Below are 16,523 nucleotides of genomic sequence, written 5' to 3' on the forward strand. Positions count from 1 at the left end.
GCGGCAAGGATGAGCCAGGGGCTGCTGAGGTACCCTCTTGAGTCAAACACCTACGCTATGGACGCTGGCCACTGCGAGGGTGTCGATCCAGGCGATATCTTCGGGCTGGTGGGTGCAGGTGGGCTGCGACTGCTGGCCAGGCATGCCTCGCGTCGGCGCCACGAGGCGCCGGGACACGGTGCTGCACGCCGACGACCGACGCCGACTGGCATGGCCGGGCAGTGGCATGTTCGACCCTGTATGCGCCTGAGTTGAGCATCGACTGAGACGTCGGCAGGTAACGACTACTTCGAGGACCAGAACCCATCCCATGAACGAGTTGGCCAAGCTGAATGCGATCTATCGGCACGAGATCGAGTCGCTCCGCGATTCCGTTAAGGAGCGCCGACAGCTTTCCGCGTTCCCAGCTGCTGCCGGCTACCCGTTGGCCAACCTCAAGGCCCGTATCACGCGGGCGTTGGAAGAGCACTCCGGACGCACCGACCTGCGCTGGGAACTGGACATCCTTGATCGCGCGAAGATGGGGGCCGACATCGCGATCCGGGTGACCGGTCTGCTTAAGGAGTTTGGAGCCAAGGAGTACATCGGCTCCCACGTTCCGTGGATCGTCGAGGCCGTGCGTGGGCCCGATCTAAGCGACGTGGTCGATGAGGTGGCCCACAAGGGCATCTACGTCAACATCCGCCTGGCCGACGCCTGGTACCTCAAGAGCGTCCAAGCGGTCGTAGACCTGGACCAGCAGTTCGGTCTGAACGACAGCCGGGCAGACCGCACATATGTGGTTGATTATTCCTCGCCCAACGTGGCCAAGCGGCTGCACGCCGGCCACCTGCGCTCGACCATGATCGGGCACGTATTGACGAATCTGTACAAGGCGTGCGGTGGGCTGGTCTACCGGGTCAACCACATCAACGACTTCGGCGGCTTCGGTTTCATGCTGGAGGGATACCGCCGTTTTCACGACCGGTTCCCTGCCTCCATGGGCGAGAACGATCGGCTCTTGTCCATCTACGCCATCCGCCGTTCTCTTGAACGCGCCGTCGAGGCAGGCGTCGATCTTGACGTCTTGCCGGCGACGGACCGAGAGGTTATCGACACCTACTTCCCCGACGTGAAGACCGCCGGAGAACTGAAGATGGCCTACGAGCAATTCGTGGCTGCTTCGGACGCCCGCTTCCAGAAGCTGGAAGAAGGAGACGCGGATGAGGTCGCCCTCTGGGAGCGGATGGTCGCGTGGAGCCTGGAGGACTTCCAGTCGTTCTACCGGGCGCTGGATATCGAGATCGACTTCACCATGGGCGAGAGCTTCTACGCTGACGCCGGCAACCAGGTGGTGGACGAAGCTATAGAGGCCGGCCGCGCCTACCGACTCACCCGGGACATGGTTGACCAGGAGCTCACCAGGCTCGATGGGCTCGTCGAGAATGACGAGCTCACGTCTGAGGCCCGCGACCAGGCCGCCACTACCCTCGCCAAGGATCTGGATGCCATCGTTGTGCCCCTCGCAGACGGTGAGCGGCTTGTCGTGCGGCGCTCGGATGGACGGAGCATCTACGCCACCCGCGACATGGGCGCGATTCGGATGCGTCGGGAGATCTTCGATCCCTCTGACATCGTTTATGTCGTCGGCCAAGAGCAGCGCGTCCACTTCTCGCGGGTTTTCCAAGCCGCTGAGACGCTCGGTCTGGTCAAGCCGGGGGAGGTGAGCTTCCGGCACATCCCGTTCGGCTTCTACGTCGACGCCGAGACCGGGAAGAAGCTCTCCAGCCGCGACAGCGTCGCCAGCGTCAATGACCTGCTGGCCGAGTCAGTGGAGCACTACCGTGCCAAGACGGCCGAGGGTAGCAACGACCTGAGCCCTGCGGAGGTCGAACAGGCGGCCCGGCAACTAGCGGTAGGGGCCGTCTTCTTCAACGACCTGAAGAAGGACATGAAGGGCACCGTGCCCATCCCTCAGGGCGACCTGGCCCCAGTGATCGCCGAGTTCGAAAAGTCAGGCGGTCCCTACGTCGTCTATTCCGCCGTCCGAGCTCGGTCCATCCTGCGCCGCTATGGCAAGGCGCTGCCCAAGGCAGCTGACATCGATGCATTCACCGTCGACAGCCAGGAAGGACAGCTGCTTCTCCGGTTGTTTGAGTACCCGGAGAAAGTCGCCAAGGCTGCTGCGGAGGACAACCCTTCCATCCTCGTGCGCCATCTCCTGGATCTGGCCATTCTGTACAACTCCTACTACACCGTCGCGCCCGTCCTCCAGAAAGACCAGGTCAACGAGTTCAGGCTGCTAATCACCAAAGCGGTGGAACTCACTTTGGCCAGGGGATTGAGCCTTTGCCACGTCGAGTGTCCTCCCCAGATCTGACCGCTGATCCTGTGGTGACTGGCTCTTCACTGGCGTCAGGGCGGGCGGCCCCGGCGGGTTGATCGCACTCGGGCCGCGCGTGCACGCTCGGGGACCTGCAGCGGCTCCCGAACCACCGGTTCCTCGGTTGTCGGGGCCGACCATGATCAGCTCTTGCGTCTCTGACTCGCCGCTGGTTGCAGTTGGGTCGTCCAGTTGCAACCAGCGTGGAGGGCGTCGGCCGTGGGCTTGGCCAAGACCGTAGAACACACAACCTACGCGGTCAGCTGTAGAGCAGACGGGTGGCGACGGTCAGCGCCACGTCGGTCTCGGTTTCGAGCGTGTGCGTGGCCCACAGTCGGCGAGGCTTGCCACTGGCCATGCGGGCGTCCCACCAGCCGGTGCCGTCCGGGCGGAATTCGGCTAGTTCCTGGCCGTCGCGCGTGATGACGTAAGCGCCGCATGGGCTTTGGATCATGATCGGGTCTTTCACCGCGTGTGCCGTCCGCGTGCTTTGAAGATCGCGTCGATGAGGCTGCGAGGTTTGGGGGACTCCAGAAGCCGAGCCTCGCGAGTCCCGTCGTGGGTCATGGCGTCGGGGACCAAGGCCCACCAGCTGTGCGTCGCGTTGCCATGCCAGACCTGGACGCCCTGACGCTTGAGCGCGGTGAGCAGCTCGTCGACTTTCTCCTGCTCCTCCGCGGTTGTTCCGTTGGGGATGGGCGCGTCGTTGACAGCCTCAGAACGCTGGCCGAAGCTCTCGGTCAGCGTCTTGGTGATGGCCGCGAGCGTTGCGTCGAGGTTCGTGCACGGGATGAGCGGCCCGGTGGATAGTCGGTAGTGGGGCAGGTTGGGGTCCTGGGTGAGTGGGTGGGGTTCCACGGTGATCGTCAGGTGGATGTCGTCGCGCTGCGGGTGGTGCACCAGAAGGCGAGGGCCTGTCTGCACGCAGAACCGGGCGGGCCAGCCCAGGCGCTGCGACGCGCCGGCGAGGCGATCCAGATGCGCGATTGCCGGCTGCGGAGTGATCATGGGCGCGTGGGGTCGGGCGGCGGGTGCTGGCGAGGGGCCGATCGGCGGCCTGTTGTTGGTGGGGTGCCAGGTCATTGGTGCTCACCGGGCCTTGGCGAGGTCGAAGCAGGCTTCGACGGGTCTGTGGTCGGAACTGCCGAAGTCGTGGACCTGATGGCCGGTGAAGGTGGTGGTGGGCAGCGTGCTGAGTATCCGGTCGCACCGGTAGGCGAGCTCGTGGTCTCCGGTGTGTCCCACGGTCGGGCTGTGGTCGCCCAGGTGCGCGCCGACGTCGATCAGCCCGGCCTCCTCCAGGGCCTTGGCCGCGCGGGTGTCGAGCTTGCGGCGGGCGTGCGCGGGGTCGACGCCGTTGGGGACTTTCACCCCGGCCTCCTCGCTGGGAGCGGCGTTCCAGTCGCCCATCGCGATGATCGGATGGTCGATGGGGACGCAGAGCTTGAAGAGTTCGGCTTCGAGTTCGCGCCGCAGCGGACTGGAGGGCGCCAAATGCACCACGGCCAGATCCAGCGGGTGGCCGTGGACTCTTGCTTGGACGCACAGCACGCCGTGGTGGAAGCCGTGCGTGCGGTGTCGCAGGTCGACGATTTCCACGACGGTCGGGTCGACGAGCAGGGCCAGATGGCAACCGTCGCTGTTGCTCTCCAACAGGATCCCGCGCTTATTGAGCATGCGTTCGGCAACGCCCAGGTGACGACGGTGGTCGTGGTTCCACCACTTGCACTCTTGCAGGCCGATCACGTGCGGGGCCAGCGCGGCGAGCGAGGCGAGGTCACACAGCTCCCGGGTACGGTCCCGTGCGCTGGTGCCGCCCTTGAGGTTGTAGGTGGCCACTCGCAAGGCCAAGGGCGAAACGTCCATGGGGTCATTCCTTTGGGTGATGAGTGGGCAGGAAGGTGCGGTGCCGCGCAGCTTGCCGAGGCGGTCGACGTCCGATGGCAAGACGTGATCAGTCATCGGTGCCCTCCACCAGCAGTTGAGGAAGGACGGCGATATCGGGAAGCTGCACGCCGAGTGGGAGGCCGCGGGGCGGCACGGGCCCGACGAGGACTGCGGGCATGCCCAACTCCACGGGCGTGAGTACGTCGTGCAACAGGTTGTGGCCCACGAACAGCAGTCGACCTGGAGCGCAGCCGGCTACCGCTTGGACGTGCCGGAAGAAGCCGCGGTACGGCTTGCCCAGATCCCGAAGCTCATGGGACTGCACGACACCGGCGAAACACGTCCCGAGACCGGCGGCGGCCAGGGCTCGTCGGCGATCCTGCCCGGGGCGAGTGTTGGAGGCCACCAGCAGCCTCAGGCCCAGCTGCGTGTGGAGGGCACGGATGACCTGGATGGCGATATCGCTGACGGGCCGCATGCCCAGCTCCGGGTCGTAGCGGCGGCTGTCATCCAGTGTCCTGCCATAGTTCAGCGCGACGACCTCGATGGAGCCGCCCAAGCCCGCGGCGGCGAACGGACGGGATGGCATGGAGGCGTCCTCATCTCGGGTGATTGAGGGGCGGGGTCGTACGGCGCCCGCCGAAACGGGGGGGAAGACGGCAGGCACCGCACGACGCTCGATGTGAGTGCGGCCGGCAACAGGCCCCTGGCCGGCCGCACCCACGTGGACGGAGGCGACGCCGCAACCGCGACGTCAAAAGCCGCGGCGCCGCCTCCAGCTCAAAGGGCGGGCTCAGGCGGCGGGCATCCGACCGGTGCAACGGCGTTCACTGGCACACCTCCTGGACGTCATCGCGGTGCCGAGGCGCCGCTGTCGGTTCGTCCAGTGGACCAGCGCGTGCACAACGTGCGGTACCAGCACGCAGCGTGAACATCGTGAACCTGAAGACCTTCCCGTGAAGGTCGTGAAGGTTGGCTGTTCGTATCAGCAGCCCACTTCGCCCGGCGTACCTATAGCGTTACCGTTCGCGAAGATGGGCAGGGGCTGGGGAGGGCCAGATGGCCAAAGAACCGTCACCGCTGGCCGAGGCGCTACGTCGTGCCGAGATGAATCCGCGCCAGCTCGCCACGGAGATCAACAGGTGGCTGGATGGACGCCGCCTTGGCGATCGCCGTATTGATCTCACGGCGCCCTACTCGTGGGTGCGGCAGGGATACAAGCCCTACGATCCGATCCCTTCGGTCGCGGCGGCCGTGCTGTCCGAGCGTCTCGGGACTCTCGTCACAGTCGACGAGCTATGGCCGGACCGTCGGAGGGACGGCGGTCCAGTCCTCACCGCCATGGGAGGTCTCGAGGGCCATGTCACACCCGACGGCAATCTGACAGCCCTGGCGGAACTGGCCTCCCGCAGCGCGGGTGCACATGCCGAGGTGACACCGGCAACCGGCCCGGACCTCACCGCCGCCGTCCATCAAGGCCTGCGGGTCACCTTTCAATGGAGCAAACAGAACTCGCACCGCGATCGCGTCCTGCAGCCTCAGATCGATGTCATCGCCGCGCATGTCACGGCGCTGCGCAAGCTCGACGACCAGCATGGCGGAGGCGCGCTCAGCCTCCGCTACATCACCGGACAGTTGCGCTCCGTGCTCGACCTCGTCCGGTCGGCGGACTACGAGCCCGCGATCGGTCGACAGCTTCTGACGATCGTGGCCGATCTCGCCCAGTTGGTCGGCTGGGTGCACTTCGATGCCGGCCGGCGGGGCGCCGCCGAGCGCTACCTGCTGTTGAGTGAGCGAGTGGCCGTTGGCCTGGGCGAGCCTGGGCGGGCTGTCAACGCGATCGGCATGCTGTCCTACGTCTCGGCCTTCGCCGGTCACGGCGCCGATGCCGTGAACATTTGCGCGGCGGCCGAGCGGTCCTGCCCGGCCTCTCCTGTGCTTCAGGCTCGTGTCTTCGGACGAAACGCCACCGCGTACGCCGCGGTCGGCGATGTGTCGGGCTTCCGCAACGCGTCGGACACCGCTCGGAATCTCCTGAGTAAGCGCGTGTTGGGGGACGTGCCCGGCTACCTCTACTATCTGGAGCCCGAACAACTGGTCTCCGAGGCGGGCCAGGCACTCGTGGTTCTGGCTGAGCGGACGCTGGTCGGGCGAAGGGCTCTGCTCCGCGAGGCCATCGCCCTGCTTACCCCGAACGCCGAGATCGGTGCCCGGCCCGGCTACCCCCGCTCCGCCTTGCTGCACGGGGCGTTCCTGACCAAGGCCCACCTTCTCAACGGTGACCTGGACGCCGCGGTAGACGCCGCAAGAGCCGCACTGACCAGGCTTCCCGAGGTTCAGTCCATCCGCGGTATCACCTACTTGCGAGACCTCCGCTCCGCCTTCGCCCGGCGCAGGCGTTCCGAGGTAGTCTCGGACTTCCTACCGGAATTCGACGCAGCGCTTCCTCGAACATGATCGACAGCCGTACCGGCGTTCCCCTCGAGTTCGGCAAGGTTACGCTTCACGAGCTTCCGTACGATCACCCGGCCGCGATCCGCCTCGTCCGCGCCCTTTTCGACGACCAGGTCGAGCGATACGGCTATGCCGACCCGGTCGAAGCCGATCCGGCGCACTACGCCCCACCCGAGGGCCTGTTCCTGGTGGCCTATGCGGGAGCGGTCCCGGTGGGCTGCGGCGGCTACCGGACCCACGACGCCCCGAGCCGGACGATCGAGATCAAGAAGATGTACTCGCTCCCCGGACTCCGCGGGACCGGTCTGGGGCGACGTATCCTCGCCGAGCTCGAGCGCCGCGCCGCGGCAGCGGGCTTCACCGACTCGATCCTAGAGACCGGGATCCGCAACACTGCCGCGCTCGCGCTCTACACCAGCACGGGTTACCAACCTCGACCTCGATACGCCGTCGGCTACAGGGACCCCGAAATCAACCGGGCATTCGTCAAGAAGCTGCCGCACGGGGAGTGACGCGATCCCACTCGGCCAACAGCCCCGCTTCGCGGGCAGGGGCGATGCCGTGCTCGGCGAAGCGCTCGTGGTCCACGGGACGGCCACCGTTGCTCAACCATGCCCAGGTGTCTCGCACCGTCACCTCCAACGGACGGCATCGCAATCCTTCGGCCTGTGCGCGGCCGGCGTCCATGGCCCAGGCGTTCGGCAGTGCCCGCCAAAGTGGCAGTTCGGTCCATTCGACCACGCCCTGCCTCAACAGCCACTGCTCGTCCACCCAGACGATCTCGGCAGCACCGCCCGTCACCTCCTTGCATGCCGCCAGGAGAGCGCCATAAGTGTCACGTCCGATCGGGGCGGCGACGTTGTAGACACCGTTGCTGCCCTGGCCAACCTGGTCGAGTGTGAACGACGCGACGTCCCGGACGTCCACCGGCTGAAATCCACGATCGGGCGGTGCCGGAGCCAGCACCCGCCCGCCCCGGTCGATGCGGCGCAACCACCAGGCCAGGCGCCCTACGTACTCGTGCGGTCCGAGAATCACGTGAGGTCGTATGACCAGGACGTCGTCACCGAACTCACGTCGGATCGCCAGCTCGCAACCGACCTTCAGAGGCCCGTAAGCATCGGGATCCCACCGCCTGGTGCCCGGGTCGTGATCCGGTGTGGAGTCCCAAAGTGGTGAGCTCTCATCAACTGGCGCGTACGGCCAGTCGCGATAGGCGGAGATCGTGGATATGAAGACGTACCGTCCGGTGACCGGTGCGAGGGAGCGCGCAACGTTGCGCACCACAGCAGGTATCGAGCCCGCTACGTCCACGACGACGTCCCACGGGCCGTGCCCGGCGAGACGGGCAACATCCCAGCGATCTTCCCAATCGCCCTGGACGAAGGTGGCACCGACCGGCGGCCGACCAGAACGGCCACGATTGAAGACCGTGACGTCATATCCCCTGCTGATCGCAGCCGAGACGATTTCACGCCCGACGAACCAAGATCCGCCCACGATCAGCAGCCGCATCCCGCCATTGAAACACGAGGCCGTGGGTGACAAATTGATCTTGATCTCGGGCCCGGTCTGTGAGTGCTCCGCCCTGACCGGACGAGCGGCCTTCGTTGATCAGAGGCGGCATGGTGAAGACCGCTTTGAAAGCGGTGGCTCGGCTCGGAGGTGACAACCGTCTTTCCTGGCCATTGTGGTTTGCCCTCATCCGGGACAAGTGAACTCCCCGGCCTTACTGTGACCGCGCCGCCATGTCCGCCTTCTCCGGGAGTTCTTGATGACGGATCAGCCTGACCCCCAGCCTCGGAAATGGTGGCGCCGAATCTGGGGCGTCCTCGGTCATGGCTTGGTCGCCCAGCTCGTCGGTGGATTCGCCGTGGCGGCCGTGATTTCGTTCGCGAGAAGTGGATCTGGCTCAAATTCCGTGAAGCGGTCACGGAGTGTGCTTCGTAGGCGGTGAGACGGGCCGAATCGCGGTTGAGTAACTCTGCGCGCATGGGCGCGGCCGCATCGTCAGGATCTTGTTCATCCCGGAACTGATCCCTACGAGCGGCCGCGAGGTCATTGTGCTGCATGCCCGCACGGGCGAGAACCCCTGTTGCGCCGATCTGCTCTTCCCGCACCTGAAGGATGTGCAGGTCGATAACGTCACCGAGGCCGAGGACGGTGTCGTGGTCACCGCGCGGACCCAGACCACAAGGTCGGTCTGCCACCACTGCGGGACGCCGGCCGCCCGGCGCCATAGCCGCTACCGCCGTCGGCTGCACGACCTCACGGCGGGTGGCAGACCGGTCGTGATCGTCCTTGAGGTGAGCCGGTTCTTCTGCGACAACACCGTGTGCGAACGGCGCACGTTCGCCGAGCAGGTGCCGGTGGTGACCAGGCGGCACGGCCGCCGCACGGCGTTGCTGCACCGGCTGCTGGAACGGCTCGGCCTGGCCCTGGCGGGTCGGGCAGGCGCACGGCTGGCGGGCCTGATCGGGTTGCGTGCAAGCAGGTCCACGCTGATCCGCCTGGTCCAGGCACTTCCGGACCCGCCGGTCGGACAGGTCCGCGTCCTGGGCGTGGACGACTTCGCCACCCGGCGCGGGCACGTCTACGGCACCGTGCTGATCGACATGGACACCCACCGTCCGATCGATCTGCTGCCCGATCGCCAAGCCGAGACCCTGGAAGCTTGGCTCGCCGACCATCCCGGCATCGAGGTGATCTGCCGCGACCGTGCCGGCGCCTACGCCGAAGGAGCCCGCAACGGCGCGCCCGAAGCGATCCAGTGCGCGGACAGGTGGCATCTGTGGCACAACCTGATCCAAGCCATCGAACGATCCGTCTCCCGGCACCGCTCCTGCCTGCGCGATCCGCACCCCGAGCTAGAGCCGGCACCGCCCGCCCCGGAGCCGAAAGGCTCGACCAGGTTCGCCGACCGCACCCGCGCCAAGCACGCCCGGATCCACGAACTCAAGGACGCCGGGCACGGCATCCGCTCGATCGCCCGCCAACTCGGCATGGGCTCTGGCACCGTGATCCGCTACGTCCGCGCCGAGACCGCCGACGAACTGCTGTGGGGCCAGTGGACCGCCAAGCCCAGCATGGTCGACGACTACAGGACCTACCTGCACCAGCGGTGGGACGAAGGCGAACGCAACGCCACCCGGCTGCTGGAAGAGATCACCGCGATGGGATATCGCGGCAGCTACGGCGCCCTCAGCGCCTACCTGCGGCCCTGGCGGGTCCCGCAGCCGGTCACCGCCGCCGCGCCCTCGGTCCGCAAGGTGACCGGCTGGATCGCCACCCGCCCCGACCGGCTCGACGAAGAACAGCACCTCCACCTCAAAGCGATCCAGGCACGGTGCCCGGAGCTGGACGCGCTCGCCCGCCACGTCCGCGACTTCGCCGTCATCCTCACCCAACGCCAAGGCCAGGACCTTCCGGCCTGGATCACCGCGGTCCGAGCCGACGATCTGCCCAGCCTCCACGGCTTCGCCAACGGTCTCGAACGCGACCTGGACGCCGTCACCACCGGGCTTACCCTCGCCTGGAACTCCGGCCCGGTCGAAGGCCACGTCAACCGCATCAAAATGCTCAAACGCCAGATGTTCGGCCGAGCCGGATTCCCGCTACTGCGCAAGCGAGTCCTCAACGCCCACTGAAAAGGAGCGACATGGCCCGTTCACCAGATCCGACCCGCCGACAGATCTCCACCGACCTGCGCCGCATCGCCCAAGCACGTCGCCACCTCGCCCTCCAACACCCTGAGGACCACGAGATCTACGAAGCCGAGGCCCGCGCCTACGAAAACGCCGCGGCCATCGTCGAAGGTGACACCAGCATGGTCCGCGTCCTCACCGCCCATGCCTCCACCGAGTGACTCTTCACGGACCGTGACCGCTTCACGGAATTTGAGCCAGATCCCGAGAAGTGGCCGCGTTTGTTCGTGAGTTCTGACCGCGCTTGGGGTCGGAGCCATGATCAATGTTTGTGAGAAGTGACCGTACTGTGGGCGGGCCGGGGGTGGGCGGTCAGGGGTGGTGGGTTGCGAGTTGTGAAGGGACGCGATCGCCGCCGGCCGTCATGATCCGGATGACCTCGACGTCGCCACCGGCGTCGCGGTCGCGCATGACCAGTGCGGCGAGCGTTGTGCCATCGGGCGACCAGGCCAATGTGCTGACGTGATGGCCCAGGTCGTGCGATGCGACCACGACCTCGTCCTCCAGCCGGACGACGGCGATCACGTACTCCTCCCCATCAGCGGAAGGAACACCGTAAACGGCCAGGTGGCGGCCGTCCGGCGCCACAGCCAGAGTGGCCACCGCGGGCATCATCGGCAAGGTCTTCGTGAGGCGATCGGCCTCCGGCGGTTCGAGGAGGTAGACACCACCGTCCAGGGTCGCCGCGTACATACGGGTCTCGTCCGCGGTGAACGAGACGGCTTCGAAGAGAAGGTCCGGCCCGGTCCGGTGGCGGCGCGGTCCCGTACCGTCCTCGATGAGGACCTCGATGCCCGCGTCGTATCCAAAGGTGGCGCGAACACGGCCCGTCCGGGACCGCCTGACCCCGGCCTCGGCCGGCACCGCTACGGAGTCGCCGGTACGCGGGTCGAAGGCCACCTGCTCGATGGTGTCGTCGTCCGCGGCCGCGATCGTGACGACCGTACCGCCCGGCACCCACATCAGCCGCGGAAAAGCAAAGTTGACGGCCTCCATTACGCGGCACACCTCGGCCCAGCCGGCGGTCTCGAACACCACCAGCGTTCCCTCATAGCTGATGGCCGCGAGCAGCCGGCCGTCGTCAGAGAAGGCGATATCGCACCCGAGGCCGTCCTCGGGGGAGAACGGAACGAGTTCGGCCGCAGGCACCTGGATATCCGGAATGCCGGTGAGATCGAGATACATGGCCGAGAATCTACCGGGTTGAATGGAGCTCAACGCGCGGATCGCCGAGTAGGAAGCCGCCGATGACCTGCGGCGGATCGACTCTCGCGCGCGTACCGGCGGGGAGCACTTCGCGCTGGAACAGCCGTTGCTGCGGCCGGTACCGAACGAGCCGTTTGAGACCGGCCGGGTCTTCCATCCTCGAGTGGATGTCCGCCGATCCGAGATCTGTGTCCGTATGGGCCGCCATTCGGTGCCGGTACGCCTGGCCGGCCGCATGGTCCGCGTCCTGCTGCACTCCTATGGCTGCTCGTCACATGTGACCGTGCACCCGGGCCCAGCATGATCATCAGCGCTGACGAGCTGCAGGTGAAGTCGCCCCCGCCTAGGCAGCGATCGGGTGCGGTCACAACTGGCGAACGCCACCTTCGCCGTGACGAGGGTGCGGTCGTCCGTCGCGAACATCTGCGGTCGGAAGGCACGAACAGAACCACGGCCGTCGTGGCGGCCGTCGTGGCGGGAGTGGGACTCCTCTTCGCCGGGGTGGGAGGTGGTGATGACGACAGGCCAGGCGCGCGCGGATCTCGCCCGCCCAGCCGTCGGCGAAGCCCCAGGGGGCCCGGGCACTTCACCGAGTACTGCAAATCGCTCGGCTGGGAGTGGGTGGCGTACCGCGAGACGCCGCAGCCCGGGGCGTACTGCGTCAGACGGGCGGACGACACGATGCTGCTGACGGCGGCCCAACGGAATGCGGGCTGCCGGTGGCGGTACGGCGTCCCGGAGGCCAGGCACTACTTCAAGGACAAGAGCAACTACTGCTATACGACGCGATGACGTCGCTCGTGCCCCAGAAGTACCCCTTCTGATGATTCAGGGAACTTGATCCCGGGCCGTCCTGCACGGCAGCGGCGTTGTGTTGCGCCTGCTCTACGGGTTGAAAGCAAATATCTGTCGGGGGCGACGGTACCGATTGGCGTCACGGTTCGGCCCCTCTGGGTGCTTGCTTTGGGGTGTTGTCGGTGCGGCGTTTGTCGCAGACGTAGATGATGGCGGCTTTTCCGTCACCGGGGGTGCGGCGGTCCAGGTCGAAGAGGGTGGTGGCGGCGAGCAGGTCGCTGAGTTTGGTGTAGCCGTAGGTGCGGGAGTCGAAGTCGGGGCGTTGCTTGGTGATGATGTGGCCGACGGAGGCGAGCTGGGCCCAGCCGTCGTCGTCGGAGGCCGCCTCCACGGCGTGGCGGAGCAGGTTGACCAGGCCGGTGTCGCCCTTGAGCTTGGTCGCCGATGTGCGCGGGGTGGGCTTGGCTTCGGCCGGGGCGGCGGTGCTTTGGAGGTTCTCGATGTAGATGAACTTGTCACAGGCCGCGACGAAGGGCTTGGGGGACTTGCGTTCACCGAATCCGTACACGGTCAGGCCGGATTCTCGGATTCGGGCGGCCAGACGGGTGAAGTCGCTGTCGCTGGAGACGATGCAGAATCCGTCGAACCGCGCCGAGTACAGCAGGTCCATCGCGTCGATGACCATCGCGGCGTCGGTGGCGTTCTTGCCAGTCGTGTAGGCGAACTGCTGGATCGGCTGGATCGACTGGGCGAGCAGTTGTTCCTTCCAACCCTTCAGCCTCGTGCCGGTCCAGTCTCCGTAGGCACGCTTGACGTGGGCGGTTCCGTACCTGGCGACCTCCGCCAGCAGCCCCTCCACCATCGCGGGCTTGGCGTTGTCGGCGTCGATCAGTACCGCCAGTTTCGCGGTGTTCTCACCGGTGTTCTCTGCGGTCATGCGCTACGGCTCCAAGAGGGAGCGGCGGTCGAGATGACGGCGGCCAGTCGGGCGGGACTGTTCATCGGATTCTAGCTGCTGGTAAGGGCGGTCATGAGTTGGTGGGTTTGGTCGTCGGGTTCGGTGTCGAGTTCGGCGAGGCGGGTGGTGAGGAGGCGGTAGGTGCGTTGTACGGCGTCGGGGCGGCCGAGCTGGGCTTGCAGTTCCATCACTCGGCGGTAGAGGGGTTCGGAGTAGGGGTCGTGGCGGACTGCGTGTTCCAGTGCGCCGAGGGCGTGGTCGGGTTGATCATGCCGCGTGAGGTGGGCGAGGTGGGCCAGGGCATCGGTGGCCGTGCGGCGGAGGTGTTCGCGATGGTTTTCGGCCCATTCGTGGGTGAGGTCGGTGGCGAAGTCGCCGGTGTAGAGGTCGGTGACCGGGCGGAGGGCTTGGGTGCGGTCGGTGTCGTTCTCGGCATGGCGTGCCCGGTTGAGGGTGGTGGTGAGGTGCCAGAGGTCGACGTCGATGAGGTGGGGGTCGAGTCGGTATCGGCCGGCGGCGTGGATGATGAACATGGGTTCGCGCAGGCCGGTGGCTTGGCGGAGGACCTTGCGGGTGTTGCTGATGGCGGTATGGAACATCGTGGTGGCGGTGTCGGGGTCGTGGTCGGGCCAGAGTGCGGCGGTGCCTTGGTCGCGGCTGACGCCGTCCGGGTGGAGCGCCAGGTAGGCCAGCAGGGATCGGGAGCTTCTGCGTAGCCCGGTGGTGATGGGCCCGTCGGGCGTGTGAAGTGTGACGGGGCCGAGCAGGGACAGTTGAACGAGGGTCTGCTGGCCATCATTGGAGGCACGGGGCGGCGGGACGGGGTCGGGGCTGCGGTCGGTTTCTGTGGGCGGTTGGGGCGGTGCCGGTTCGGGTGCGCCGGTGGCGGTGCGGATGGTCTGGAGCATGCCGCAGGCGTCGGTGGCCGTGAGGTTGAACAGGCGTGCGTCGTGCAGGGCGTCGGCGTGGTGCCCTTCGGCGTTGGTGACCGAGCCGTCGTTGCGGACATTGGCTGTGGTGCCGGGTGGCCAGGAGCCGAGGAGGAGCGAGGCGATGCCGTAGCGGGCTCCGAGCTGGACGATGGCGTGCAGCGTGTTGCTGGCGTGCTCGGGCACGGAGGCGATGAGCAGGACGGCGGGGAGCGGTTCGGCAGGGTCGGTCGCGCGGAGGCTGGGCAGGTCGGGTTCTTCGGTGTCTTCCAGGAGGCGGGCGCGGCGGATGATTTCGGCTTCCAGGTGGGTGATGGCCGCGTTGAGGGTGGGCGGGACGATGAGCCCGGGCAGGGCGTCGGCCAGTTCGGTGATGTCGGTGTCGGGGAACAGGGTGTGGGCGTCGGGTGCGGGGATGAGGAGTTCGACGCGGTCGGCGCGTGCTCTGGCCAGGAGCTCAGTGGCGATCGCCCGGACCGTGCCGATGGCTCCGTCCCCTGCGATGCCGAGTCCGAGCCCAGGGAGCGGAAGGGCGATAGCGCCGTTAGGGCCGATGCCCAGGGTGATCTGGTCGGGGATGGGTGTGGCGAGGTCTCGCGCGAGGAGGTCGGCGTCGATGGGGACGGGCTCGTCGCGGTCGGCGTAGGTGTCCAGGTGGGCTCGGTGTGCTTGGGCGACGGCGGGCGGCGGTGCCGGCTCGGGTGTGGCGGGTGTCGGCCAGGTCCGGCTGGCGAGCGTTCGGCGGCGGCGCCGGTGCAGGCGGGTGGCTGCCAGCGCGACGCTGAGGGCCGAGGCGAGGCCGAGACCGAGGTAGGCGCCGCTGGGCAGGGTGATGGCGAACGGCTTGGTGTGCTCGGCTCTCTGTGCCGCGGGAGGCGATTGCGGCCCGGAGGATTGATTTACAGGAGGCGGATCGACCGGAGGGCGAGAAGCCGAGGTCGGCCCACTCCCCGGCGAGTGTGTGGGCGACGGGGGAAGGGGCTTCTCCGGTCGGTTGGGTGGCTGCGTGGAGGGGGCTGCTGGTGGGCTGGAGGAGTTCTTGGGCGCCACCGGTTTCGAAGGGCTGGCGGCTGAGCGCTTGCCCTTGTTTGTCTTGGGCTGGGGATAGCGGAGCGTCTGTCCTGGATAGATGCGGTCGGGATCGGTGAGACGGGGAACGCCCTCGGGCTGGGTGAGGCGCCGACTGGCCTTGAAGATCTTCGGGTAACGGGTTCCGGAGCCGTACTCGCGGCGGGCGATGGCCCACAGGGTGTCGCCTCGCTCGACAATGCGGGTACGGAACCGCGGGCGTTCTGCTTGCTCTGCGCCGCTGATGGCTGGCGGGCTCTCTTGGGACGGTGCTTTCTCGGCGCCGACGGATGCAGGGGCCCTGGGGTCTGTGGTCTGGGGTGCGGGGCTGGTGGCGTGTGCTGGTGTGCTGGTCATCGGGTGGGTGAGTGCGGTGCTGGTGGTGAAGATGAGGGCGGTCATGGCGATCAGGTCGCGGGCCAGGTGCTGGGCGGGGCGGATGGGCCGGGGCAGTCTGGGGGCGGATCGTCCGGCGAGGTAGCCGATGGTTTCCGCGGCGATGATGGCGGCGAATAGGCACCAGGCGGCCCAGCCGATCAGCCGTACCGCTCCCAGGAACAGCGCGTGGTCGGTGTCGGGCTGCAGCAGCAAGGCCTTGATCTCCGGCCAGGCTGGTGCATCGCAGGGGAGTGGGGAGCCGCCGACCGCGTAGAGCAGGACGGGGCAGGCGACCAGCAGCCCGGCCAGGACGGCGAGCGCGCCGATGCCGCGCCAGATCTCGGCGAGGCGGGTTGGTGCCGTTGGGCTCATGGCTGGCTGGGTCCTTCCACTCCGTAGGTCAGGTCCGCGACGGCCACGGCGTCGGCGCGCAGCGTGGAGATGCCGATGAGGGGAAGGAACAGGGCCGGCCTGGTGACCGTGACGCGGACTCGGATGGAGCGCGTGCCGACGGGTGTGACCGAGCCGGCGTGGCCGCCGGCCCGGAGGTATTGCTCGGCGGCACGTTGGGCGGCTTGGCGTCCCACGACGAAGCGGCCGTGGCCGTAGGCGTGGTCGAGGTCGATGTGTCCGGCGCCTGCTCTGGCCGCTTCCTGGGCGGTGGTGTGGGCGTCGTGGCGTGCTTCGAGCTTTTGCTCGAAGTCGACAACTGCGCCGAAGAACACGACCACGACCAGGGTGATGATGACGGCGAACACGCTCATGGATCCCCGGTCCGGCCG

15 protein-coding genes are annotated in these 16,523 nt (G+C 67.2%); 6 read left to right on the top strand and 9 right to left on the bottom strand.

The features are described from left to right. Nucleotides 1–310 precede the first annotated feature (310 nt). Nucleotides 311–2,359 (top strand): arginine--tRNA ligase domain-containing protein, encoded by a 2,049-nt coding sequence (gene argS, locus ABD340_RS44330; RefSeq protein WP_344597770.1) that lies wholly within the window; start codon nucleotides 311–313, stop codon nucleotides 2,357–2,359. 262 nt (nucleotides 2,360–2,621) lie between these two features. Here argS and ABD340_RS44335 read toward each other — a convergent pair whose 3' ends face one another. The 4 genes from ABD340_RS44335 to ABD340_RS44350 form a co-directional block, all read right to left on the bottom strand. After that, a complete protein-coding gene (locus ABD340_RS44335; RefSeq protein ID WP_344597771.1) occupies nucleotides 2,622–2,831 on the bottom strand; it encodes a hypothetical protein in 210 nt (69 codons plus the stop codon). After that, on the bottom strand, nucleotides 2,828–3,370 hold the full coding sequence (locus ABD340_RS44340) for a hypothetical protein (RefSeq protein ID WP_344597773.1): 543 nt from the start codon (nucleotides 3,368–3,370) through the stop codon (nucleotides 2,828–2,830). The genes ABD340_RS44335 and ABD340_RS44340 overlap by 4 nt, the downstream gene beginning before the upstream one ends. Nucleotides 3,371–3,451: 81 nt before the next feature. Further along, nucleotides 3,452–4,228 carry an endonuclease/exonuclease/phosphatase family protein gene (locus tag ABD340_RS44345; RefSeq protein ID WP_344597775.1) on the bottom strand — a complete coding sequence of 259 codons (777 nt, stop codon included), beginning with the start codon at nucleotides 4,226–4,228 and terminating at the stop codon, nucleotides 3,452–3,454. Between the two features lie 88 nt (nucleotides 4,229–4,316). Then, entirely contained in the window at nucleotides 4,317–4,838 is a 522-nt protein-coding gene (locus tag ABD340_RS44350) for an HAD family hydrolase (protein WP_344597777.1), read from the bottom strand. Nucleotides 4,839–5,308: 470 nt separating this feature from the next. On the opposite strand from ABD340_RS44350, the gene ABD340_RS44355 reads away from it, so the two are divergent. Together ABD340_RS44355 and ABD340_RS44360 are read left to right on the top strand one after the other, a co-directional pair. Then, entirely contained in the window at nucleotides 5,309–6,706 is a 1,398-nt protein-coding gene (locus ABD340_RS44355; protein ID WP_344597778.1) for an NsdA family TPR-like regulatory protein, read from the top strand. Next, the gene (locus tag ABD340_RS44360) at nucleotides 6,703–7,215 is read left to right on the top strand and encodes a GNAT family N-acetyltransferase (RefSeq protein ID WP_344597779.1); all 513 of its coding nucleotides are present in this window, start codon (nucleotides 6,703–6,705) and stop codon (nucleotides 7,213–7,215) included. The genes ABD340_RS44355 and ABD340_RS44360 overlap by 4 nt, the downstream gene beginning before the upstream one ends. On the opposite strand, the gene ABD340_RS44365 is transcribed toward ABD340_RS44360, so the two are convergent. After that, a complete protein-coding gene (locus ABD340_RS44365; RefSeq protein ID WP_344597781.1) occupies nucleotides 7,190–8,218 on the bottom strand; it encodes an NAD-dependent epimerase/dehydratase family protein in 1,029 nt (342 codons plus the stop codon). The two genes, ABD340_RS44360 and ABD340_RS44365, sit on opposite strands and share 26 nt — an antisense overlap. Nucleotides 8,219–8,721: 503 nt before the next feature. Between ABD340_RS44365 and ABD340_RS44370 the strand changes: the two genes are divergently transcribed. Then, complete coding sequence (locus tag ABD340_RS44370; protein WP_344597783.1) at nucleotides 8,722–10,350, top strand: ISL3 family transposase; 1,629 nt, start codon at nucleotides 8,722–8,724, stop codon at nucleotides 10,348–10,350. An 11-nt stretch (nucleotides 10,351–10,361) separates the two neighbouring features. After that, on the top strand, nucleotides 10,362–10,568 hold the full coding sequence (locus tag ABD340_RS44375) for a hypothetical protein (protein ID WP_344597784.1): 207 nt from the start codon (nucleotides 10,362–10,364) through the stop codon (nucleotides 10,566–10,568). Nucleotides 10,569–10,719: 151 nt separating this feature from the next. On the opposite strand, the gene ABD340_RS44380 is transcribed toward ABD340_RS44375, so the two are convergent. Beyond that, nucleotides 10,720–11,850 carry a WD40 repeat domain-containing protein gene (locus ABD340_RS44380; protein WP_344597786.1) on the bottom strand — a complete coding sequence of 377 codons (1,131 nt, stop codon included), beginning with the start codon at nucleotides 11,848–11,850 and terminating at the stop codon, nucleotides 10,720–10,722. Nucleotides 11,851–12,072: 222 nt separating this feature from the next. Here ABD340_RS44380 and ABD340_RS44385 point away from each other — a divergent pair, with 222 nt between their 5' ends. Then, nucleotides 12,073–12,405: a hypothetical protein gene (locus ABD340_RS44385; protein ID WP_344597788.1), complete on the top strand. Its 333-nt coding sequence runs from the start codon at nucleotides 12,073–12,075 to the stop codon at nucleotides 12,403–12,405. 142 nt (nucleotides 12,406–12,547) lie between these two features. Here ABD340_RS44385 and ABD340_RS44390 read toward each other — a convergent pair whose 3' ends face one another. The 3 genes from ABD340_RS44390 to ABD340_RS44400 all read right to left on the bottom strand — a co-directional run bounded on the left by ABD340_RS44390 (nucleotide 12,548) and on the right by ABD340_RS44400 (nucleotide 16,505). Next, nucleotides 12,548–13,345 (bottom strand): NYN domain-containing protein, encoded by a 798-nt coding sequence (locus tag ABD340_RS44390; protein ID WP_344597789.1) that lies wholly within the window; start codon nucleotides 13,343–13,345, stop codon nucleotides 12,548–12,550. Nucleotides 13,346–13,416: 71 nt separating this feature from the next. Continuing rightward, complete coding sequence (locus ABD340_RS44395) at nucleotides 13,417–16,113, bottom strand: BTAD domain-containing putative transcriptional regulator (protein WP_344597791.1); 2,697 nt, start codon at nucleotides 16,111–16,113, stop codon at nucleotides 13,417–13,419. Next, on the bottom strand, nucleotides 16,110–16,505 hold the full coding sequence (locus ABD340_RS44400) for a pilus assembly protein TadG-related protein (RefSeq protein WP_344597792.1): 396 nt from the start codon (nucleotides 16,503–16,505) through the stop codon (nucleotides 16,110–16,112). Before ABD340_RS44400 ends, ABD340_RS44395 begins: the two co-directional genes overlap by 4 nt. Nucleotides 16,506–16,523: the final 18 nt, after the last annotated feature.

This window comes from Actinomadura vinacea, assembly GCF_039532545.1.
Classification (GTDB): Bacteria; Actinomycetota; Actinomycetes; order Streptosporangiales; family Streptosporangiaceae; genus Spirillospora; species Spirillospora vinacea.

Coding starts and splice junctions, on each gene's coding strand:
- argS (WP_344597770.1), top strand. CDS start 311: ATGAACGAGTTGGCCAAGCTGAATGCGATCTATCGGCACGAGATCGAG.
- ABD340_RS44340 (WP_344597773.1), bottom strand. CDS start 3,370: ATGATCACTCCGCAGCCGGCAATCGCGCATCTGGATCGCCTCGCCGGC.
- ABD340_RS44345 (WP_344597775.1), bottom strand. CDS start 4,228: ATGGACGTTTCGCCCTTGGCCTTGCGAGTGGCCACCTACAACCTCAAG.
- ABD340_RS44350 (WP_344597777.1), bottom strand. CDS start 4,838: ATGCCATCCCGTCCGTTCGCCGCCGCGGGCTTGGGCGGCTCCATCGAG.
- ABD340_RS44355 (WP_344597778.1), top strand. CDS start 5,309: ATGGCCAAAGAACCGTCACCGCTGGCCGAGGCGCTACGTCGTGCCGAG.
- ABD340_RS44360 (WP_344597779.1), top strand. CDS start 6,703: ATGATCGACAGCCGTACCGGCGTTCCCCTCGAGTTCGGCAAGGTTACG.
- ABD340_RS44365 (WP_344597781.1), bottom strand. CDS start 8,218: ATGCGGCTGCTGATCGTGGGCGGATCTTGGTTCGTCGGGCGTGAAATC.
- ABD340_RS44375 (WP_344597784.1), top strand. CDS start 10,362: ATGGCCCGTTCACCAGATCCGACCCGCCGACAGATCTCCACCGACCTG.
- ABD340_RS44380 (WP_344597786.1), bottom strand. CDS start 11,850: ATGCGGCCGGCCAGGCGTACCGGCACCGAATGGCGGCCCATACGGACA.
- ABD340_RS44390 (WP_344597789.1), bottom strand. CDS start 13,345: ATGACCGCAGAGAACACCGGTGAGAACACCGCGAAACTGGCGGTACTG.
- ABD340_RS44395 (WP_344597791.1), bottom strand. CDS start 16,113: ATGAGCCCAACGGCACCAACCCGCCTCGCCGAGATCTGGCGCGGCATC.
- ABD340_RS44400 (WP_344597792.1), bottom strand. CDS start 16,505: ATGAGCGTGTTCGCCGTCATCATCACCCTGGTCGTGGTCGTGTTCTTC.